The sequence below is a fragment of the Rhodococcus sp. JG-3 genome, from assembly GCF_000482405.1.
Classification (GTDB): domain Bacteria; phylum Actinomycetota; class Actinomycetes; order Mycobacteriales; family Mycobacteriaceae; genus Rhodococcoides; species Rhodococcoides fascians.
The window spans coordinates 253,171-274,069 of record NZ_KI519398.1 but is presented as its reverse complement, the minus strand read 5'-3'; the positions used below and the strand labels follow the sequence as shown (position 1 = coordinate 274,069).

The following is a 20,899-nucleotide window of genomic DNA, read 5'->3' as shown; positions in this document are numbered from 1 at the left end:
TAATGATCAGGCACGTTGCAACCACCGCTCGAATCCGCCCGTAGTCCACTACGAAGTTCCACTCACATGCGGCGAAGCCGCTCAGCGAGGAGCGGTGAGCCCTGGGATTGCCGGTATCTGGATACCCGGCGGCAGGTCCGGTATCTGGATACCCGGCGGCAGGGCAGGGGCCGGAGCCGGTGCCGGGCGAACCGATCCGTCACTGACGTAGATCGTGATGTTCGATCCGGGAACCGCACTGCCCGACGGTGACGTCGACACGACGGTTCCGCGCGCAGCCTGATCGGCCGTCGTCACCGCTGTCACCTGGAAGCCCGCACCCTGCAGCGTGGACGTCGCGGACGACTGGCTCTGGCCGGTGACGTCGGGAACCTGTCCGTTGGCCGAACCGCGGACGTACTTCTGGTCGACGGGTGGAAGTTGGACGGGCCCGAAGTTGGTGGCGATCGGGCTCATCGCGTCGAACCAGGTTCTCGCGGGTTCGTTACCGCCGTACAGGTTTCCCGAACCGCAGGGCCGCAGCGGGAACGAGCAGATCTCGCTGGGCGTCGGTGAGTCGCCGTAGGTGTACACGGCGGCGGCGTAATTGTTGGTGAATCCGAGGAAGCCCGAGGATCGGTTCGACTCGGTGGTACCGGTCTTGCCGGACATCGGCAGGTTCCAGCCGGCCGAGGCAGCGGCGGACGCGGACGTGCCACCTGCCTGGTCGTCCTTGCTCATAGCGTTGGCGAGGGTGTTCGCCAGACCGGGTTCGACGACCTGCTCGCAGGCCTGGTGAGCGACGGGAACGGGCTTGCCGTCGCGGTCGAAGATCGAGTCGATCGGGGTCGGCGGGCACCATTTGCCACCGGAAGCCAAGGTCGCGGCCACGTTGGACAGCTCCAGCGGGTTCACCCAGGTGGGTCCGAGGGTGAACGAGCCGAGGTTCTGACTCTTCTGGAAATCGGCCATCGACTGCTCGGCACCCGAGGAACCCGGGTCGGTGTACGAGCGCAGGCCGAGACGGACGGCCATGTCGACCGTCGGCGTGACGCCGACGGACTCGATCAGCTTGACGAAAGCAGTATTGGGGGACTGAGCCAGCGCGTCGGTGATCGACAGCGCGGGTGGGTAGTTGCCCGCGTTCTCCACGCAGTAGGTGGAGGCCGGGCAGTTCCGAGCACCACCGTCGCCGACGCCCTTGACCTCCACGCGCTTGGGGACCTGCAGCGTTGCGCTGGTGCCCAGTCCGCGTTCCATGGCGGCGGCCGTGGTGAAGATCTTGAAAATGGAGCCGGCTCCGTTGCCCACGAGGGAGTGCGGTTGTGGCTGCACGGTCTCGTCGGCGTCGGCGTTGAGGCCGTAGGTGCGGCTGCTGCCCATGGCCAGGACGCGGTGCTGGTCCTGGCCCGGGGCGACGACGTTCATCACCGTCGCCACGCCGTCGAGCGAGGGGCTGGTGTTGCTGACCAGGGCGGCCTTGGTGGAGTTCTGGACCGCGGGGTCGAGCGTCGTGCGGATGAGGTATCCGCCCTTGTCGATCTGCTCTTGGCTGATTCCGGCCTGTGCGAGGTACTGCAACGCGTAGTCGCAGAAGAATCCTCGGTCGCCTGCTGCGATGCAGCCGCGGGGCAGGGTCTGGGGGACGGGCAGCACGCCGAGGGGCTCGGCCTTGAGTGCGGTGAGCTCGGCCGCACGCTCGGGGAGGTTCTGGATCATCGTGTCGAGCACGGTGTTCCTGCGCTCGATCACACCCTCTTCGTTGGTGTACGGGTTGAGGGCCGAGCTGGACTGGACCATGCCGGCGAGCATCGCGGCCTGGACGGCGCTGAGCTGGCTGGCATCGATGCCGAAGTACGTCTGAGCCGCGTCCTGAATGCCGAAGGAGGCATTACCGAACGGCACCAGGTTGAGGTAGCGGGTGAGGATCTCGTCCTTGGTCAGTTCCTTGTCGAGCGTCAACGCCATCCGGATCTCACGGATCTTGCGGGCGGGCGTCGTCTCGATGGCGGCGCGTCGCTCGGCGTCGGTCTTCGCCACGACCAGCAGCTGGTAGTTCTTCACGTACTGCTGGTCGATGGTCGATGCACCCTGCTGGACCTGGCCGCTGGTGGTGTTGGTCAGGAACGCGCGCAGCGTGCCCTGCCAGTCGACGCCCTGGTGCTCCGCGAAGCGCCGGTCCTCGATGGAGACGATGGCCAGCTTCATCTCGTTGGAGATCTTGTCGCTCGGTACCTCGAAGCGGCGCTGCTCGTACAGCCACGCGATCGGGTTGCCGTTGACGTCGGTCATCGTCGAAACAGCAGGTACGGCACCCTCGACCAACTCGGCCGAGACGTTGTCGACGGTATCGGCGGCGCGGTTGGACGCGAACCCGAACCCACCGGCCAAGGGGAACATCACGCCGGCGAGCAATGCACCGGCGAGTGCTGAACATCCGGCGAGCTTCGCCACGGTTTTTCCAACTGACACAGAGCACAGCGTACGTGTGCCTCGTTCGGATCGGCAGTGCCCCGCATGCGTTGTGCGCTGCGCCCCTGCTCGGGACGCCCGTACCAGAAATGTGACCTCACCGTCTTGCATTCGGGGCCGGGTTTACCTAAATTATGAGCACAGTGTGATTCGCATAACACTTGATAATGAATGTGGGGCAGCTCCTAGAATTTGTGCTTCGACACCGAGGTACAAACTGCTCGGAGCCTCCAGGACGCCCAGTGAGGGCGACCGAGACGTAAAGGGGATCCGCCATGCACACGACAACCGCGCCGACGCGACTCGATGTAGAGGAAGCAGAAGCACGTATCGCTTGGGTGTCACACGCTCGGTGCAAGGGCACGGATCCGGACCAGCTGTTCGTCCGGGGTGCAGCGCAGCGCAAGGCCGCGACCATCTGCCGGCACTGCCCGGTTCTGATGCAGTGCGGCGCGGATGCGCTCGACAATCGCGTCGAGTTCGGTGTGTGGGGTGGCATGACCGAGCGTCAGCGCAGGGCACTGCTCAAGCAGCACCCCGAGGTCGACTCGTGGTCCGAATTCTTCGAGACCCAGCGTCAGCAGCAGGCGGCGATCTGACCGCCTGCCGGCACGGCCGATCAGCCTCTGCGGGTCAGCTGGTCGGCCACCGCGCGTAGTGCGGCGAGGTCGGACACCTCGAACGGCAGGGACGGAACACCGACGATGGGCACGCGGGGGTGTGCGCCGGTGAAGCGTTTGAGCAACCGCACCTCGCGCGCCGCGGTCACTGCGCGTTGAGCGTGGATACGCAGCACCGCAGCAGTCAGTTCGGCACCGGGGTCGTCGATTCGGTCCAGGAGATCGGCGGCAGTGGCGGCGTGATCGGCCTGCACCGACGACAACGTCGGATGCGTCCGGTTCACCACCAGTCCGGCCAGCGGCATGTTCTCGGCGGAGAGTCGCTCGACGAAGAACGCGGCCTCGCGCAATGCGTCGGGCTCGGCGGCAGCGACGACGAGGAAACTGGTGCCGTCCTCGCGGAGCAATTGGTATGTGCGCGTAGCGCGTTCGCGGAACCCGCCGAACATCGAATCCAGCGATTGCACGAAAGCCGAAGCGTCGGAAAGCATTTGGCTGCCGATGACGGTCGAGACGCCGCGCATCGCCAGGCTCATCGCGCTGGTGACGACGCGGGTGATTCCTCGTCCGGGAGCGGTCAACAGCCGGATGAAACGACCGTCGAGAAACGACCCGAGCCGTTGCGGAGCGTCGAGGAAATCCAACGCGTTGCGCGACGGCGGAGTGTCCACCACGATCAGATCCCACGACGCGTCGAGGGACAGCTGCCCCAGCTTCTCCATCGCCATGTACTCCTGCGTGCCCGAAAAGGACGACGCCACAGTCTGATAGAACGGGTTGGCCAGAACCTGCGCCGCCTTTTCCGGCGTCGAATGTTCGATGACCATCTCGTCGAACGTGCGCCGCATGTTCAGCATCATCGCGTGCAGTTCGCCCTTGGCGTCGGCACCCAATTTCACCGGCTGCGGGCTGTTGTCGAGGTCGCCGAGCCCGAGGGCCTGAGCCAGCCGGCGAGCCGGATCGATGGTCAGCACGACGACACGCCTGCCCTGCTCGGCGGCGCGCAAAGCCATCGCCGCTGCGGTGGTGGTCTTCCCGACACCGCCTGCGCCGCAGACCACGACGATTCGTGACGCGGGGTCGGTGAGGATGCGGTCGACGTCGAGTTCGGTTGCTGCTGGTCGAGTCATCGGACACCCTGTTCTGCGAGCGTGGCGGCGAGCTCGTACAAGCCGCCGAGGTCGACGCCGTCGGCCAACATCGGCAGCGTCATGCGTGCGACGTCGAGCTCGTCGAGTTGTGTTGCGCTCTCCACCTGAGCGGACAGCGTCGACGCGTGCTCGATCGATTCGGTCAGTAGACCCGCGAAGTCGGCCTCGGACAACGTGATTCCGGTCTTGGCCAGACCCTCCTGAATTGCGACGGCGTCGATCTCGCCCTCGGCGATGGGTTCGAGGGAGTCGGCAGGCAGGTACGTCGGCTCGGTGCGGTTGACGATCACCGTGCCCAGGCGGAGGTCGGCTGCTTCGAGCTCGCGTACCGCATCTGCCGTCTCCTGCACCGGCAATGCTTCGAGCAGGGTGACCAGGTGCACGACGGTGTCCGACGAATGCAGCAACCGCACCACGCCCTCGCTCTGCGAGCGGACCGGGCCGCCCTTGGCCAGGTCGGCCATGGCCTTGGTGACGTCGAGGAAGTTTCCGATGCGGCCGGTGGGCGGCGAGTCGACGACCACCTCGTCGTACGCGCGGTTGCCCTTCTTGTCGGTGCGCACCACGCACTCCTTGACCTTTCCGGTCAGCAGTACGTCACGCAGGCCGGGCGCGATGGTCGTCGCGAACTCGATGGCACCGATCTTGCGCATCGCGCGGCCGGCGAAACCGAGGTTGTAGAACATGTCGAGATACTCGAGGAACGCGGTCTCGATGTCGATCGCCAGCGCGTAGACCTCGCCGCCGCCGTCCGCCGAGGCGACGCGGGTCTCCACCGGCGGGAGCTGCGGCACGTCGAACAGCTGCGCGATGCCCTGCCTGCCCTCGACCTCCACCAACAACACTCGCCGGCCACCCGCGGCCAGCGCCAACGCCAGCGCGGCAGCGACCGTCGACTTACCGGTACCGCCCTTGCCGGACACGAAATGCAGCCGCGCGGCGTCCGCCTTCGCCGGCCATCCCTCTTGCTTCGATGTACCCACGCCTCGACCATATAGAGACGCGATGCCGGTCGTCCGACAGAACCGAGAATCACCCGATCGCAGTGACGCACCCCTCGTACTCCGGTGGGCGATAGGCTTCGAGTCATGAGCGAAAAGATCATCTGGGAGTACTTCACCGCACCGGTGCTGATTCACGCCACCAAGCAGATTCTCGACAACTACGGCTCCGAGGGCTGGGAGCTCGTGACGATCATGGCGGGACCGAACGGCGGCGACACACTCGTCGCGTACTTCAAGCGTCCGAAGGGCTGACGCCGTGGCGAACTGGAGCGAACGCCTCTCCGAGCTGGGCATCGAGCTGCCCGACGTCGTTCCGCCGCTGGCCGCGTACGTCCCCGCCGTACAGGTGGGTTCGCTCGTCTACACCTCCGGTCAACTGCCGATCGTGGACGGGAACCTGACCTCCGTCGGCAAGGTGGGTGCCGACGTGTCGGCCGAGGACGCCACGGCAGCTGCGCGGATCTGTGCGTTGAACGCGCTGGCCGCGGTGCATGCGCTGGTCGGTATCGACTCGGTCGCACGCGTGATCAAGGCCGTCGGCTTCGTTGCTTCCGCGGAGGGCTTCACCGGTCAGCCGGGTGTCGTCAACGGAGCATCGAACGTCATCGGCGAGATTTTCGGTGACGCAGGCAAGCACGCCCGCTCGGCCGTCGGCGTCGCAGAACTTCCGCTCGGTGCGTCGGTGGAAGTGGAGCTCATCGTCGAACTGCAGTAGTCGACGTCCCATGAAGTGCACCGCAGGTCTCGTCGATTGCGGAACGCAGCAGGTCGGCATACACGGCGTGATCGGGGATCGTCGTCGGGCAGGCCGTCACACAGACGGTGACGACGTCCCCGTATCCGTACACGGCGTGGGTGATGCTGCAGCCCGGGCTCAGCGATGCGACCCCCGCGCACAGGGTTGCCCGGCTCGACCCCAACTCGAGGTCCAGACCGGTTCGATTGACGCTCGTCACCACGGTATGGCTGGTGACACGCTCGGGCGTTCCGCTGCGAGGGGCGACGAGCCGGGCGCGGCGACCGAAGCCGAGCAGTAGCGCGGCCGGGTAGAGCTCGGCCGACCGAGTGGCGTCGATGTGGCGGCGATCGTTCACGCGTTCACGCTGCAGGTTGAGCGCGTGCGCCACTGCCGATGCTCGGTCGGGCACGTCGGTGAGCTCGGGATGCAGATCGACGGCAGCCGGGACGGTTCGGTTGACGGCAGGCCAGGCCGCCGACGTCTCGATCGCGGTGGGCACCGTGGCGCGGATGCGGGTGCCGCCCCTCTCTCCGTGCGCAGCGAGATACGCCGACAACGCCGCTCCGACGGCGGTGAGCGCGGTAGCCGTGACGGTGGCCGGCCCGCCTGTCCACTGCGACTTCGGGAACTGCAGGACGTGCACCGCTCTTGTTTCGTCGGGATGGGCGTTGACGCGCGTGGGTTCGACCGGTGCGGGGGCAAACAGCTCCCCGGTCCGCACGGCGTCGAGATACGTCTGCTGTGCCCGCCCCATCCGCCGCTGCGACCGCGCCCAGCGGTAGGGCAGGAGCGCCGTCGCAACGGCCGCATCTCGCACGCGACGTGGACGCGAGACGGCAGGGTCGTCGGGGAACGTGACGTTGTCGGTCGGCTCGTCCGGTCCGAAGAGAGCGCGAACGATGCGGGTACCGACCGACCCGTCGGACAATGCGTGGCTGACCTGAACGATCATGACAGTGGCCGCACCGCGGATACCGTCGACGCCCGACAGGCCCCGGCCGACGTGCACGGTCCATGCCCGCGTCGTCGCATCGACCGGAACGCACGCGCGTTCGGCCAGAAACGAATTCAGCGTGTGACGACCGTCGGAGAGATCGTGGTCGACCACGTGGTCACGAGGCGGCGTCGGGTCCCTGATCCATCGGGGGTACTCCAACAGACCCACCGCATCGCCGATGCGAATCTGCAGTCTCGGAACGAATCGAGCGCGTCTCTCGACGTGGGCCACGACGTCGTCGAACGTCGGTGGCTCGTGGTCCCCCGAATCGAAGACGAACGTCGTGTACTGGTCCATCGAGCGATGCGGGGCCGAGGTGTAGTGGAACATCGCATCTTTGACGTCCATGGTGGTCACACCATCAGGGTGCCCACTCCCGCGCCCGATCAATCACCCTCTGCAAGTGCAATCCTCGGTGCACCGAGCATTCGTGGTCGACACCCGATTCCACCGACTCGAGGAACTCGTCCAGCAGTACGGCATAACAGTCGGTCGACGACGTGGATCGGTCGGTGAAGGTGTCGACTCCGGCGGGTCCGGACAGCTCGATCCGCATCAGCGACGGCATGACCGGTGTCCGCAGCGACAATTGGACGGTGCTACGTGCGCCGCCCTCGTGTTCGAGCAGAACGGTCCAACTGTCCGACGGCGTATCGCGGTGCGAGTAGGCAACGCGCGCAATGGTTCCCAGTGCCGCGTCGAGGAGATCGAAGACGTGTGGCCCGATGTCGAGGATCGCCCCGTCGTCGTGTCGCCACTGCGATTCCGAGTACGCCCCGCCGAGAGTGGCACCGGAGAACCAGGTTCCGGAGCCGGCTGCCCAGGGGCGGCCCGCTGTCGAGGCGAGGAATTGCCTTGTCTCCGGGGCGAATCGGAGTGTCAGAGTCACCATCGAACGAACTCCGGCGGTGGTGACGGCCTCGGCCAGTTCTTCGGCCTCTGCCACGGTGGCGGCAATGGGCTTGTCCAGCAACACATGTTTGCCTGCTCGCGCGGCGCGGAGCGCGAACCCGGCTTGCACGGCCGGTGGTACCGCGAACGCCACCGTGTCGACGGCATCGAGCAGGGCGTCGAAGGACTCGTAGACGGGTGCACCCAACTCGGCCGCGGCGTCCGGTCTGCGTGCCCACACTCCGGTGAAGTCCACTCCCGGATGGGCGAGCAGCGAGGGGGCCTGAGTCTTGCGGGCCCAGGGGCCGGCTCCGACGAGTCCGATCTTCATATGCGTCGACGTTAGTCGTCGTCACCGGTCCTGTTCCACCTCGAGAACAGTGGGCGTCCTACAGTGTTTCAATGGCCGACTCGAACTTGACGCATCCCGCCTACGGACTGGTCCGGCACGTGACGCCCACGGCGTCGGTTCTGCTCGCGGAGAACCCGGGCAAGATGACGCTCGACGGAACGAACACGTGGATTCTGCGGGCACCGGGTTCGGAGGAGTGCATCGTCGTCGACCCGGGTCCGAAGGACAAGGCCCATCTCGACGCCGTCGCCGCGTCGGGCACGGTGGTGCTGACGCTGGTGACCCATCGCCATGCCGATCACACGGCGGGGTTGAAGCGGTTTCACCGCAAGACAGGGGCACCGGTGCGGGCGGTGGGGGAGAAGTTCCTGCACGGCGGCGGTGAGCGGTTGGCCGACGGCGAGGTCATCGATGCGGCGGGTCTACGGATCCGAGTACTCCACACGCCCGGTCACACGGCGGATTCGGTGAGCTTCGTGCTCGACGACGCGGTCCTGACGGGAGATACGATCCTCGGCCGCGGCACCACGGTGCTCGACCCGAAGGACGGCTCGCTCGCGGACTATCTGAATTCGCTCGATCGACTCGAGGCCGCCGGTGCGGGCAAGACGGTGTTGCCGGGGCACGGGGCCGATCTACCGGACACCGCCGAGGTGGCGCGACTGTATCGCGCTCACCGTCGGCAGCGGCTGGATCAGGTGCGGGCGGCGTTGGCCGAGATCGGAGACGACGCCAAACCGATGCAGGTGGTGCGCCACGTCTACTCGGACGTGGAGAAGAAGTTGTGGCCGGCTGCGCGGATGTCGGTCAAGACGCAGCTGGCCTACCTCAGGGAGAACTAGCTAGCGAGCTCGGCGAGCCAGGCGCTCGGAGTCCGAGATCAGTACGGACTTGCCCTCGAGGCGCAGCCATCCGCGGTGTGCGAAGTCGGCCAGTGCCTTGTTGACGGTCTCGCGCGACGCTCCGACGAGCTGAGCGATCTCTTCCTGCGTCAGGTCGTGGGTGACGCGCAGCGATCCCGCTTCCTGGGTGCCGAAGCGCTGGGCGAGCTGCAGCAGCGCCTTGGCCACGCGTCCGGGGACGTCGGTGAAGATGAGGTCGGCCAGGTTGTTGTTGGTGCGACGCAACCGGCGAGCCAGGACGCGCAGCAGCTGCTCGGCGATCTCGGGGCGCTGATCGATCCAGTCCTTGAGGGCAGCGCGGTCCATGCTGACTGCGCGCACCTCGGTGACCGTGGTGGCCGAGGACGTGCGAGGGCCGGGGTCGAAGATGGAGAGCTCGCCGAACATGTCCGACGGTCCCATGATCGTCAGCAAGTTCTCGCGGCCGTCGGGGGAGCGTCGCCCGAGCTTGATCTTGCCGGAAACGATGATGTAGAGCCGGTCTCCGGGCTCACCCTCGTTGAACACCACGTGTCCCCGGGGGAAATCGACAGGCTGCAGCTGCTTCGTCAGTGCCGCAACCGCAGAGGGTTCGACTCCTTGGAAGATGCCGGCCCGTGCCAGGACGTCGTCCACTTGCGCTCCTTTTGGGATGTCGGCGATGCGGTGACCCGCACCCCCGAAGGCGTCTGTACACACTCGTCTCACCACCGAATCGCGCTGCGATTCAGGCGTCGATGCCGATGCAATGTTCAAACACAACAATTACCTCAGGGGAGTCTACTTCGACTCGGCCGAAACCGAGTGATCGACGCCACCACAGGTTGCCAGAGGAACGGCACGTCTGTTCGCGTTCACCGTAAATTCATCCGAATGCGGACAAATGGGTGCTCAACTGGCCCGTTGGTCGACCATGCCGTCGCGCGTGTCGATCGTGCGCGGAGGAGTCTGGTGACGCTTGCGGGTGTTGAACCGAGCCAGGGCGTGGGGGAAGCCCTCGTTCGCCAGTGTGGCGACCTCGGACTTACTTGCCTGATCGAGGAATTCCTCTACTTCGTGCTCCCGGACGCCGAGCTTGCTGAGCCGGAACTCGACGCGCTCCATCGCGAGTGCGAAGAGCATGAGTAGTACCGGAAAGAGCACCACGGCGAGTCCTTGCATACCGGCCAGTTAACACCGAAAAGGTCTCGATACAAACACAGCTCGGCGCGCTCGCGTAGTTCGTTACGCATTCTTGTCCGTACAGTTGTGGCGTGGAATCGACAGCCCCGAAACGCCCCGACGTGCGCAAACGCGAGGAGACGCGACTCGGCCTCGTGCGGCGGGCCCGGCGGATGAACCGAACGCTCGGGGTCGCGTTTCCGCACGTCTACTGCGAACTCGACTTCACCACGCCCCTCGAACTCGCCGTCGCGACCATCCTCTCGGCGCAGTGCACCGACAAGCGCGTCAACATGGTGACTCCGGCCCTGTTCGTGAGATACCGCACAGCTCGCGACTACGCCGAAGCCGACCGAACCGAACTCGAAGAGTTCATCCGAACCACCGGCTTCTACCGCAACAAGGCCAACTCGCTGATCGGGCTGGGTCAGAAGTTGCTCGAGAACTTCGACGGCGAAGTCCCCGCATCGTTGAAGGATCTGGTGACGTTGCCCGGCATCGGCCGGAAGACGGCCAACGTCGTGCTCGGCAACGCGTTCGACGTTCCCGGCATCACCGTCGACACCCACTTCGGCCGACTGGTGCGGCGCTGGCAGTGGACCGAAGAAGAGGACCCCGTCAAGGTGGAGCACGCCGTCGGCGCGCTGATCGAGCGGAAGGAGTGGACCGTGCTCTCCCATCGCGTCATCTTTCACGGTCGACGCGTCTGCCACTCCCGCACGCCGGCGTGCGGGGTGTGCGTCCTCGCCAAGGACTGCCCGTCGTTCGGCCTCGGCCCGACCGATCCGGCGACCGCTGCAGCCCTGGTGAGAGGTCCCGAGACCGATCATCTGCTCGCTCTCGCCGGAATCGTGTCGTGAACAAGGCCGCACTCCGCTGGTCTCTGGTCGCGCTCATTCTCGTCGTCGGGATGGTCTATGCCCTCTGGCCACGCAATGAATCTCCGGCAACGCAGCGCGCCGATGGTCCCGGTCTGGGGCAGCAAGGACCGTCGACGGCCGAGCGTCGGGCCGCCGATACTCCCGAGGCTCTGGCACCGCTGCGGCAGACCGCCGGTCTCGACGCATGTCCGACGCCGTCGGGCGCTGCAGCAGGCCCGTTGACGGGCATCACCCTCGAATGCATCGGCGACGGCTCGTCGATCGACCTCGGCCAGGCTCTGGCCGGGCGACCCGCACTGCTCAACATCTGGGCCTATTGGTGCGGCCCGTGCGCGAAGGAGTTGCCTTACCTGCAGCAATACGCGCAGCGGGCGGGTGATGCAGTCACGGTGTTGACCGTCCACAACGATGCCAACGAGTCCAACGGGCTGACCCGTCTGGCCGAGTACGGCGTCACGCTGCCCGGCGTTCAGGACGGTGCCGGACGCGTCGCCGCGGCGGCGGAAGCGCCGAACGTGCTGCCCGTATCCGTTTTGATATCTGCGGATGGCACTGTCGCCAAGGTGCTGACCGAACCCTTCACAAGCGTCGACGACATAGCCGACGCAGTCCGCGAGAACCTCGGAGTCGCGTCGTGAGCGCACCCGAGTGGCTCGGGCGCATGCTCGACGTCGCCGGCAGCGAAAGCGGACTGACCGACACCACCGGCATCAACCCGGTGCTGCAACGGCAGGCGCAGCCGGCCGATCGAACCCGCTCGGCGGCGGTGTTGGTGCTGTTCGGCGGTCCGGCTGCCGCCGATCCGACCGCGCCCGGTGGGCTACCCGCCGAGGCCGACGTACTGCTGACCCAGCGGGCGTCGACCTTGCGCGACCACAGCGGGCAGATCGCCTTCCCCGGCGGTGCCACCGACCCGGGTGACGACGGGCCCATCGGAACGGCGCTGCGCGAGGCCCAGGAAGAGACCGGTCTCGACCCGGCCGGCGTCGTACCGCTCGCGACGATGCCCGGCATCTACGTGCCGCCGTCTCGATTCGACGTGGTTCCCGTGCTCTCGTACTGGCAGAGTCCAACCCCGGTCCGCGTCGTCGACGCCGGCGAAACCGAGCGCGTGGTGCGAGTTCCCCTGCGCGAGTTGCTCGATCCGGCCAACCGATTCCAGGTGCGTCACCCCGCCGGCTACCAGGGCCCGGCCTTCTCGGTGCAGGGAATGCTGGTGTGGGGATTCACGGGCGGTATTCTGGCGGGCCTGCTCGCTGTGTCGGGCTGGGAGTCCGATTGGGACACGGGGGATATACGCGATCTGGAGGCCAGCTTGACTGCGGTAGGAGCGAGGCTCGATCGGTGACGGGTTCAGGGTGGGTCGATATCGCGGTGCTCGCCGTCGCGCTGCTGGCGGCGACGTCGGGATGGCGACAGGGGGCGGTGGCGTCGGCGTTGGCGTTTCTGGGAGTCGTTCTGGGTGCCGTCGCCGGGATTCTGGTGGCACCGCACGTGCTCGAACACGTCGACGGATCACGCACGAGGGTGTTCGTCGGTATCGCGTTGATCGTGGTGTTGGTGATCGTCGGTGAGGTGGCCGGCATGGTTCTGGGTCGTGCGTTGCGCAGCGGAATACATTCGCGCTCAGCAAGATCGGTCGACAGCACGATCGGGGCAGGTCTGCAGGCCGCGGCCGTGCTCGCTGCCGCATGGTTGCTCGCCATTCCGCTGACGTCCTCGTCGCAGCCCGAGGTGGCCAGTGCCGTGCGTGGCTCGACGGTCCTGGGCAAGGTCGACGAGGTGGCACCCGAGTGGCTGCGTCAGGTGCCCAAGGAATTCTCGGCGCTGCTCGACACCTCCGGGCTGCCGGACGTCATCGGTCCGTTCGGACGAACTCCGGTCGCCGACGTCGCCGCTCCCGACTCCGGGATCGCCGCAGGCCCCGTCCCGGTGGCGTTGCAGGCGAGCGTCATCAAGATCAACGGAATCGCCCCGAGTTGCCAGAAGGCGCTCGAGGGTTCGGGTTTCGTCGTCGGGCCGGATCTGGTGATGACCAACGCCCACGTGGTGGCCGGTACCTCCGAGGTGACCGTCGATTCTCCGGACGGCCCTCTCGACGCCGACGTCGTCCTGTTCGATCCCGAAGAAGATGTTGCAGTGCTTCGTGTTTCGCAGCTGCAGGCTCCGGTGTTGCCGTTTGCGCCGAACCCGGCCGAATCCGGATCCGACGCCATCGTGTTGGGCTACCCGGGCGGCGGTCCGTACACGGCGAGCCCAGCGCGCATTCGCGAGATCATCAACCTCAGTGGACCGGACATCTACCGCACCGGAACTGTTCAACGCGAGGTCTATACGGTTCGCGGATCGGTGCGGCAGGGCAATTCCGGTGGGCCACTGGTCAATTCGAACGGTGAGGTACTCGGTGTGGTGTTCGGTGCTGCCGTCGACGACCCCGATACCGGATTCGTCTTGACCGCAACCGAGATCTCGGACGAGCTCGCCCGCAGCTTCGATGCGCCGGTCAGTGTGGGCACCGGCGACTGCATCGTCTGACGGCGGGACGTCAGCTTTCGAGCGCGACGCGCAGGATTTCCTCGGACACGACGTCGGGGGCTTCCTGGTGCACGTAGTGCCCCACGTCCCGCACTGTTCGACGGGTCAGCCCCGGTGCCCAGTGCCGATCGCGATCGAGGGTGGTGGGTAGGACGTACGGATCGAGGTCACCGCTGATCTGCGCGACGGGGATCGAGGTCTTCACGTCGACGGCGTCCATGAAGCGTCGGCCCTCGGCGCGGAACTGGCTACGGAACGCCCAGCGCTGATATTCGAGTGCGCTGTGCGCGGCCCCGGGAATTCGGATGGCCGAGCGCATCTTGCCTGCGGTATCGGCGAAATCGTCGGTGCGCTGCCACTGCGACCCGGCGCGGCTGCGCATCAACTCCTCCACTGCCGCGCCCCCTCGGCGCGTCAACAGCTTCTCGGGGCGCAGCGGAACTTGATACCGAACGAAGTGCGGCAGCAGAGCACCGCGCTGTTCGGAATCCTTCAGCACGGCGCGGCGTAGCGAGATCGGGTGCGGTGCATTGATCAGGACCATGGAGCGGACCATTCGCGGATGCAGAGCCGAGCTTGCCCAGCACACCAGGCCGCCGTCGGCATGACCGACGAACGTCGCATGTGGGTACCCCAGCGCGCGAACGAGACCGACGATGTCGCCGGCCAGGGTCCATCCGTCGTAACCACGTGGGGGCTTGTCGGAGTCGCCGTAGCCGCGGAGGTCGACTGCGACCGCTCGCACTCCGGAACTCGCGAGCGCGTCGAGCTGGTGGTGCCAGGAGTACCAGAAGTCGGCGAAGCCGTGCAGCAGCACCACCAGCGGGGCATCGGGAGCATGCTCGCCGACCTCCACGGTGTGGAACCGGATTCCATTGGCATGGATGTCGCGATGGATCCACTGTCCCGGGTAACGGACCGTGGACGGATCGGGATGATTCATACTGCTCGACTCGCCGGGCGTCGTCTACTTCTTGTAGCCGGGGATTCCGGGAATGCTGTCGTGCTGGTTGGGCAGCACGGTCGACGCCTGCTTGAGGGAGTCGATGGTCTTCTCGGGCTTGCGCAGTTTCTTGACCCTGCGGTAGCCGAGGAACCCGAACAGGCCGGCGACCAGCACCATGAACACGAAGACGATGAGGAACGAGGCCCATCGGTAGAGCCACACGTCGAGGAGCTCGGCGGCGAAGAAGAAGAAGAAGAACGAGCTGAACAGCAGCACCGTCAGCGCGACGATGAAGAAGACGCTGCCCTGCAGACCCTTCTTGACCTCGCCGGTGACCTCGGCCTTGGCGAGGGCAACCTCGGCACGCACCAGCGTCGAGACCTGAGTCGTGGCGTCCTTGACGAGGTTTCCGATGCTCGCGCTACCGGGTGTGCGGGCATCGACATCGGTGAGAGGTATCGACGAAATCGTGTTCGGGACGCCGTTGCCGTATCCCTTGTCATTGCTGACGCTCAACTCTCGACCCCTTGTAATCGCTGTGCTCGGTATTGCGGTGATCGCTCTGCTCGGTGTTGCGGAAGATCGTATCGACAGTAGTGCCTAAGTAGCAGATTATCTGTCCCGCGGCGGCTGAGCGACGCTCGGCCCGTCGTCGGTTACCTCTCCGCCCGTCGCGACAAACACGGGAATGTTGCACGAATCGGCAACGAACGGCCCGGGGGCGTGAAATTCTCAGGTGTTCATCAGGTAATTTTCAGGGAACTTTCCCCTTCAGGAGCACTCGTGAGTTCACCACACGCCGTCACGGACGACGGCGCAATTCCCGCACCTCAGGTGCCTCGGTCCCGAATCGTCATCGCCTCGATGGTCGGTACGTCCATCGAGTTCTTCGACTTCTATATCTATGCAACGGCCGCAGTGCTCGTCTTCCCCCGCCTGTTCTTCCCCGCGGGCAACGACACGACCGCGCTGCTGGCGTCGTTCGCGACGTTCGGTTTGGCGTTCGTCGCGCGACCCATCGGCTCGATTCTGTTCGGCCACTTCGGTGATCGCATCGGACGCAAGGCCACCCTCGTCGGGTCCCTGCTGACGATGGGTGTCGCGACGTTCGCGATCGGGCTCCTGCCGACCTACGCCGCGGCGGGTCTGTGGGCACCGGCTCTGTTGGCGCTGATGCGCTTCACTCAGGGCGTGGGCCTCGGCGGTGAATGGAGTGGTGCGGCGCTACTGGCCACCGAAACCGCGAAGCCGGGCAAGCGAGCCTGGGCGGCGATGTACCCGCAGCTGGGCGCGCCGATCGGCTTCTTCTTCGCCAACGGCATCTTCCTGCTCATCGTCATCGCGACCGGCTACGACTCCGCGAACTCCGGCACCGACCATGCGTTCCTCACGTGGGGCTGGCGCATTCCGTTCCTGCTCAGCGCGATCATGGTGATCATCGGCCTGTACGTCCGCCTCAAGCTCGAGGAGACGCCGGTGTTCAAGCTGGCAGTCGAGCGCGGCCAGAAGGTCAAGACCCCGTTGGCCCAGGTGTTCAAGACGAGCTGGCGTCAGCTGATCATCGGCACGTTCGTCATGCTCGCCACGTACACGCTCTTCTACATCATGACGACGTGGGTGGTCAGTTACGGAACAGGCAAGGTGGCCGACGTCAACGGGCCCAAGCTCGCGATTCCGTACACGGACTTCCTGGAACTCCAGCTCATCGCGGTGCTGTTCTTCGCGGCGCTGATCCCGGTCGCCGGGCTGCTCGCCGACAAGTACGGCCGCCGCCCCACGCTCATCGTCATCACCGCGGCGATCGTGCTGTTCGGTCTGTCGTTCCACTGGTTCGCCGACCCGTCGTCCGCGTCGGCAGGCAAGATGCTGGTGTTCATGTGCGTCGGCCTGGGACTGATGGGTCTGACGTTCGGACCCATGAGTGCCGTTCTGCCGGAACTGTTTCCGACGAACGTGCGCTACACGGGCTCGGGAATCTCGTACAACACCGCGTCGATCCTCGGAGCTGCAGTGGCTCCGTTCATTGCAACCTGGCTGGTGAGTTCCTACGGCGTCGGCTGGGTGGGCGTCTATCTCGCCATCGCCGCTGCGCTGACCCTGATCTCGCTGATCATCATGAAGGAAACGCGAGACCAGTCGCTCGACAGCGTGTAGGTGCCTTCGGCAGTGGTGTGGATATGTGCCTCATAGGGCGCATATCCACACCACTGGCCGCTAGCGGCCCTTCTTGATCGCCTCGAACACCTTCGGGTCGACGAGAGTGGAGACGTCACCGAGTTCGCGGCCCTCGGCCACGTCACGGAGCAGGCGGCGCATGATCTTGCCCGACCTGGTCTTCGGCAACTCCGGCACGATGGAAATCTCTCGTGGCCGCGCGATCGGCGAAATCTCCTTGGAGACTTGAGCTTTGAGTTCGGCGATCAATGCGTCGCCGGTGTTCTCCTCGCCGCCGCGCAGGATGACGAACGCGACGATGCCCTGACCGGTGGTCTCGTCGGCGGCACCGACGACGGCAGCCTCGGCGACACTGTGATGACTGACCAGTGCCGACTCCACTTCCGACGTGGAGATGCGGTGGCCCGAGACGTTCATGACGTCGTCGACGCGGCCGAGGACCCACAGGGCGCCGTCCTCGTCGTACTTGGCACCGTCACCGGCGAAGTACCAGCCTTCTTCGGCGTAGCGGGACCAGTAGGTGTCCTTGTAGCGGTCCATGTCGCCCCAGATCCCGCGGAGCATCGCCGGCCACGGCTCGGAGAGAACGAGGTATCCGTTGCCGCCGTTGCCCAGTGGCTTGGCGTCGTCGTCGACGATCTTGGCGGAGATACCGGGCAGCGGAGTCATTGCCGAGCCGGGCTTGGTCGCGGTGACGCCGGGGAGCGGGGAGATCATGATCGCGCCGGTCTCGGTCTGCCACCAGGTGTCGACGATCGGTGCGCTGCCGCCGCCGACGACGTCGCGGAACCAGCGCCACGCCTCGGGGTTGATGGGCTCGCCGACGGACCCGAGCAGGCGGATCGAGGACAGATCGTGTGCCTCGGGAATCTCCTTGCCCCACTTCATGAATGTACGAACGAGGGTGGGGGAGGTGTAGTAGATCGACACCTTGTACTTCTCGATGACGTTCCAGTGCCGATGCTCGTCGGGCGAATTGGGGGTTCCCTCGTAGACGACCTGGGTGGCGCGGTTCGAGAGCGGTCCATAGACGATGTAGGAGTGCCCGGTGACCCAGCCGATGTCGGCGGTGCACCAGTAGACGTCCGTGCCCGCCTTGTGGTCGAAGACGTTGTGGTGGGTGTACGAGGTCTGTGTCAGGTAGCCGCCGGAGGTGTGGATGATGCCCTTGGGCTTACCCGTCGTACCGGAGGTGTAGAGGATGAACAGGGGGTGCTCGGCCGGGAACGGCTGCGCCTCATGCTCTTTCGACGCTTTCGCGACGGTCTCGTGCCACCACAGGTCGCGTCCCTCGGTCCAGGCGACGTCGGAGTCGGTGCGCTTGACGACCAGAACGTTCCGGATGGAGGCGGCTCCGTCCACGGCTTCGTCGACGGTGTCCTTGATGGGGGCGGGCTTGCCGCGTCGCCACTGGCCGTCGGTGGTGATGACGAGTTTGGCTTCGGCGTCGTCGATGCGCGAGCGCAGTGCGGTGGCGGAGAACCCGGCGAAGACGACCGAATGGGTCAGGCCGAGGCGTGCACAGGCGAGGATCGAGACGATGGCCTCGGGGATCATCGGCATGTAGATCGCGACGCGGTCACCGGAGACGAGGCCGAGTTCGGTCAGGGTGTTGGCCGCCTGGCTGACGTCGGCGAGCAGATCGGAGTAGGTGATGTCGCGGCTGTCGCCGGGTTCACCTTCCCAGTGGATGGCGACCTGGTCGCCGTGGCCGTCGAGGACGTGGCGGTCGACGCAGTTGTAGGCGACGTTGAGCTCGCCGTCGGCGAACCATTTCGCGACGGGGGCGTCGGACCAGTCGAGTACCTCGGTGAACGGGGTGTGCCAGTGCAGCCGGCGAGCCTGCTCCGCCCAGAACCCGAGTCGATCCTTCTCCGCGGCGGCGTACAGATCTGCCTGAGCGTTCGCCTGCGCCGCGAACTCGGCCGACGGCGCGTAGGAGGCAACCGCGGTGTCGTCGCTGCCGGAGGTACTGGTCGTCATCTCGAATAGCTCTCTTTCGTCCGATGCTTTTCGCCCATGAAACGGCACTTACAGGCCGGTCTCGAGCCCCTAGTGAGGGTAGTCACATGTGATGGCGATCGCACCGTTGCAATCGGCTGCAACCCCTTGATCTGCGGTGATCGGTTGTTTCCGCACGATGGACGGTCATCGCCGTCGTCGACGGGAGGCTGTCTCGGCGGCTATGCCCGCACTGTGAGAAATCGACTTGCCGAAACGTTTCGATCATGTTTCCGACTTACTCGCCGGTCAACAAAACCCGGGGGAGTTCACATGTTCGTTTCAGGATGTGTCTAAAGTTCGTTCCATCAGATCGTTGGTACGGCTCACAGGCCGTGTCTTGCGGTCGCCCACGAATCCCCGGGCGTCGCGCCCGAGGAACTGAGCACGGACGACCCCGTGTTCACATCTGGATGGAGGATTTCCTTGCGTAAAACACGCATCGCGTCAGCTGCAATCGCAGTTGTCGTCGGAGCGGCGCTGGTGACGGCGTGCTCTTCGAGCGATTCGACCGGCGGCGGAGGGTCAGGAGACGGCTCCGGCATCATCAACGCCTGGAGCGGTGAGCCGCAGAACCCCTTGGTGCCCACCAATACGAGCGAGAACACCGGCGGACGTGTCGTCGACTCGATCTTCGCAGGCTTGGTGTCCTACACCCCCGAGGGCGGTGTCGAGAACGAGGTCGCGGACTCGATCGATACCACCGACGGCCAGAACTACACCGTCACGTTGAAGGACGGCTGGCAGTTCACCGACGGCACGCCGGTCACGGCCAAGTCGTTCGTCGATGCCTGGAACTACGGCGCACTGTCGACCAATGCGCAGCTGCAGGGATCGTTCTTCGATCCGATTCAGGGCTACGACGAGGTCGCAGCCGAGAACCCGACGGTGCAGACCATGTCCGGTCTCAAGGTCGTCGACGACAAGACGTTCACCATCGAGCTCAAGCAGCCCGAGGCAGCGTTCCCCGATCGTCTCGGCTTCGCCGCGTACTACCCGCTGCCCGAGGTTGCGTACCAGGACATCGCCGCGTTCGGCGAGAACCCGATCGGCAACGGCCCGTACAAGTTCGCCCAGGAGGGCGCTTGGCAGCACAACGTGCGGATCGACCTGGTCACGAACCCCGACTACGCCGGTAACCGCAAGCCCGCCAACGGCGGCGTGAGCTTCATTCTGTACAGCAACCTCGACACCGCATACACGGACCTGCTGTCGAACAACGTCGACGTTCTCGACAACGTTCCGGCCTCGGCCGTCACCACCTTCGAGTCCGATCTTCCCGACCGCACGGTGAACCAGCCGTCCGCGTCGATCGAGACGTTCACGATTCCGGGCCGCCTCGCGCACTTCGGTGGCGAAGAGGGTGTGCTGCGTCGTCAGGCGATCTCCAAGGCGATCAACCGCGACCAGATCACCGAGCAGATCTTCAACAAGACCCGTACCCCGGCCAAGGACTTCACCAGCCCGGCCATCGACGGCTGGACCGGCGACCTCTCCGACGTCGGAAACGTCGAGTACGACCCCGAGGGTGCCAAGGCTCTGTGGGCCCAGGCCGACGCCATCGCGCCGTGGTCCGGAACGTTCTCCATCGCGTACAACTCCGACGGTGGACACCAGGAATGGGTGGATGCGGTCAGCAACAGCATCCGCAACACGCTCGGCATCGAGGCGCAGGGTGCGCCGTACCCGACGTTCGCTCAGCTGCGTACCGAAGCCACCAACCGCACCATCGCGACCGCCTTCCGGTCGGGCTGGCAGGGTGACTACCCGCAGCAGTACGGCTTCCTGGCACAGAACTACCAGACCGGTGGCAGCTCCAACGACGGTGAGTACTCCAACCCCGAGTTCGACCGTCTGCTCCGCGAGTCCGCAGGTGAGACCGACAAGACCAAGGCGCAGGAGCTGACCAACCAGGCTCAGGAAATTCTGCTCAACGACCTGCCCGCAGTGCCGACCTGGTACCGCAACGCAGCGAGTGGTTGGTCGGAGAACGTCACCAACGTCAAGATCGGTTGGGACGGAATCCCCATCTACAACCAGATCGAGAAGAACTGATCACGTTCGCTCCACTGCTGTAGAGACCGAGAAGGGCGGTAGGTCTTCCACCTACCGCC

Annotated in this window: 20 protein-coding genes; 10 read left to right on the top strand and 10 right to left on the bottom strand. The window is 65.6% G+C overall.

The features are described from left to right. Positions 1-81: 81 nt before the first annotated feature. The gene (locus tag K414_RS0102520) at positions 82-2,433 is read right to left on the bottom strand and encodes a penicillin-binding protein (RefSeq protein WP_027494501.1); all 2,352 of its coding nucleotides are present in this window, start codon (positions 2,431-2,433) and stop codon (positions 82-84) included. Between the two features lie 293 nt (positions 2,434-2,726). On the opposite strand from K414_RS0102520, the gene K414_RS0102515 reads away from it, so the two are divergent. After that, positions 2,727-3,050, top strand: a complete 324-nt coding sequence (locus K414_RS0102515; protein ID WP_008712729.1) for a WhiB family transcriptional regulator — start codon at positions 2,727-2,729, stop codon at positions 3,048-3,050. A gap of 20 nt (positions 3,051-3,070) precedes the next feature. On the opposite strand, the gene K414_RS0102510 is transcribed toward K414_RS0102515, so the two are convergent. Then, positions 3,071-4,201, bottom strand: coding sequence for an ArsA family ATPase (locus tag K414_RS0102510; protein WP_027494500.1), 1,131 nt, complete (start codon positions 4,199-4,201; stop codon positions 3,071-3,073). Next, positions 4,198-5,205 (bottom strand): ArsA-related P-loop ATPase, encoded by a 1,008-nt coding sequence (locus tag K414_RS0102505; protein ID WP_027494499.1) that lies wholly within the window; start codon positions 5,203-5,205, stop codon positions 4,198-4,200. The genes K414_RS0102510 and K414_RS0102505 overlap by 4 nt, the downstream gene beginning before the upstream one ends. A gap of 105 nt (positions 5,206-5,310) precedes the next feature. Here K414_RS0102505 and K414_RS28810 point away from each other — a divergent pair, with 105 nt between their 5' ends. Beyond that, positions 5,311-5,478, top strand: coding sequence for a DUF4177 domain-containing protein (locus K414_RS28810; protein WP_072691993.1), 168 nt, complete (start codon positions 5,311-5,313; stop codon positions 5,476-5,478). A 4-nt stretch (positions 5,479-5,482) separates the two neighbouring features. After that, positions 5,483-5,941: a RidA family protein gene (locus K414_RS0102495; RefSeq protein ID WP_027494498.1), complete on the top strand. Its 459-nt coding sequence runs from the start codon at positions 5,483-5,485 to the stop codon at positions 5,939-5,941. Here the strand turns inward: K414_RS0102495 and K414_RS0102490 are convergent. Beyond that, on the bottom strand, positions 5,922-7,310 hold the full coding sequence (locus K414_RS0102490) for a wax ester/triacylglycerol synthase domain-containing protein (protein WP_237606419.1): 1,389 nt from the start codon (positions 7,308-7,310) through the stop codon (positions 5,922-5,924). The genes K414_RS0102495 and K414_RS0102490 overlap by 20 nt on opposite strands. A 13-nt stretch (positions 7,311-7,323) precedes the next feature. After that, positions 7,324-8,184: a Gfo/Idh/MocA family oxidoreductase gene (locus K414_RS0102485; RefSeq protein WP_027494496.1), complete on the bottom strand. Its 861-nt coding sequence runs from the start codon at positions 8,182-8,184 to the stop codon at positions 7,324-7,326. 71 nt (positions 8,185-8,255) lie between these two features. Between K414_RS0102485 and K414_RS0102480 the strand changes: the two genes are divergently transcribed. Next, positions 8,256-9,047 carry an MBL fold metallo-hydrolase gene (locus tag K414_RS0102480; protein ID WP_027494495.1) on the top strand — a complete coding sequence of 264 codons (792 nt, stop codon included), beginning with the start codon at positions 8,256-8,258 and terminating at the stop codon, positions 9,045-9,047. Here the strand turns inward: K414_RS0102480 and K414_RS0102475 are convergent, their stop codons facing one another. Both K414_RS0102475 and K414_RS0102470 read right to left on the bottom strand, forming a co-directional pair. Next, a complete protein-coding gene (locus tag K414_RS0102475) occupies positions 9,048-9,722 on the bottom strand; it encodes a Crp/Fnr family transcriptional regulator (RefSeq protein WP_027494494.1) in 675 nt (224 codons plus the stop codon). A gap of 255 nt (positions 9,723-9,977) precedes the next feature. Next, on the bottom strand, positions 9,978-10,247 hold the full coding sequence (locus tag K414_RS0102470) for a hypothetical protein (protein ID WP_027494493.1): 270 nt from the start codon (positions 10,245-10,247) through the stop codon (positions 9,978-9,980). Positions 10,248-10,420: 173 nt separating this feature from the next. Between K414_RS0102470 and nth the strand changes: the two genes are divergently transcribed. The 4 genes from nth to marP are packed head-to-tail and all read left to right on the top strand — an operon-like array spanning position 10,421 to position 13,663. Continuing rightward, positions 10,421-11,107, top strand: coding sequence for an endonuclease III (nth, locus tag K414_RS0102465; protein ID WP_205912677.1), 687 nt, complete (start codon positions 10,421-10,423; stop codon positions 11,105-11,107). A 50-nt stretch (positions 11,108-11,157) separates the two neighbouring features. Next, positions 11,158-11,766 (top strand): TlpA disulfide reductase family protein, encoded by a 609-nt coding sequence (locus tag K414_RS0102460; RefSeq protein ID WP_051365293.1) that lies wholly within the window; start codon positions 11,158-11,160, stop codon positions 11,764-11,766. 23 nt (positions 11,767-11,789) lie between these two features. Then, complete coding sequence (locus K414_RS0102455; protein ID WP_037219664.1) at positions 11,790-12,476, top strand: CoA pyrophosphatase; 687 nt, start codon at positions 11,790-11,792, stop codon at positions 12,474-12,476. Next, the gene (gene marP / locus K414_RS0102450) at positions 12,473-13,663 is read left to right on the top strand and encodes an acid resistance serine protease MarP (protein ID WP_027494489.1); all 1,191 of its coding nucleotides are present in this window, start codon (positions 12,473-12,475) and stop codon (positions 13,661-13,663) included. The genes K414_RS0102455 and marP overlap by 4 nt, the downstream gene beginning before the upstream one ends. A 10-nt stretch (positions 13,664-13,673) precedes the next feature. Here marP and K414_RS0102445 read toward each other — a convergent pair whose 3' ends face one another. Then, positions 13,674-14,606 carry an alpha/beta hydrolase gene (locus K414_RS0102445; protein WP_027494488.1) on the bottom strand — a complete coding sequence of 311 codons (933 nt, stop codon included), beginning with the start codon at positions 14,604-14,606 and terminating at the stop codon, positions 13,674-13,676. Between the two features lie 24 nt (positions 14,607-14,630). Next, positions 14,631-15,125, bottom strand: a complete 495-nt coding sequence (locus K414_RS0102440; RefSeq protein WP_027494487.1) for a phage holin family protein — start codon at positions 15,123-15,125, stop codon at positions 14,631-14,633. Positions 15,126-15,392: 267 nt separating this feature from the next. Between K414_RS0102440 and K414_RS0102435 the strand changes: the two genes are divergently transcribed. After that, a complete protein-coding gene (locus K414_RS0102435) occupies positions 15,393-16,763 on the top strand; it encodes an MFS transporter (RefSeq protein WP_027494486.1) in 1,371 nt (456 codons plus the stop codon). A 60-nt stretch (positions 16,764-16,823) separates the two neighbouring features. Here the strand turns inward: K414_RS0102435 and acs are convergent, their stop codons facing one another. Continuing rightward, positions 16,824-18,767 (bottom strand): acetate--CoA ligase, encoded by a 1,944-nt coding sequence (gene acs, locus K414_RS0102430; RefSeq protein ID WP_027494485.1) that lies wholly within the window; start codon positions 18,765-18,767, stop codon positions 16,824-16,826. 444 nt (positions 18,768-19,211) lie between these two features. Between acs and K414_RS0102425 the strand changes: the two genes are divergently transcribed. Next, a complete protein-coding gene (locus K414_RS0102425) occupies positions 19,212-20,840 on the top strand; it encodes an ABC transporter substrate-binding protein (protein WP_027494484.1) in 1,629 nt (542 codons plus the stop codon). Positions 20,841-20,899 lie beyond the last annotated feature (59 nt).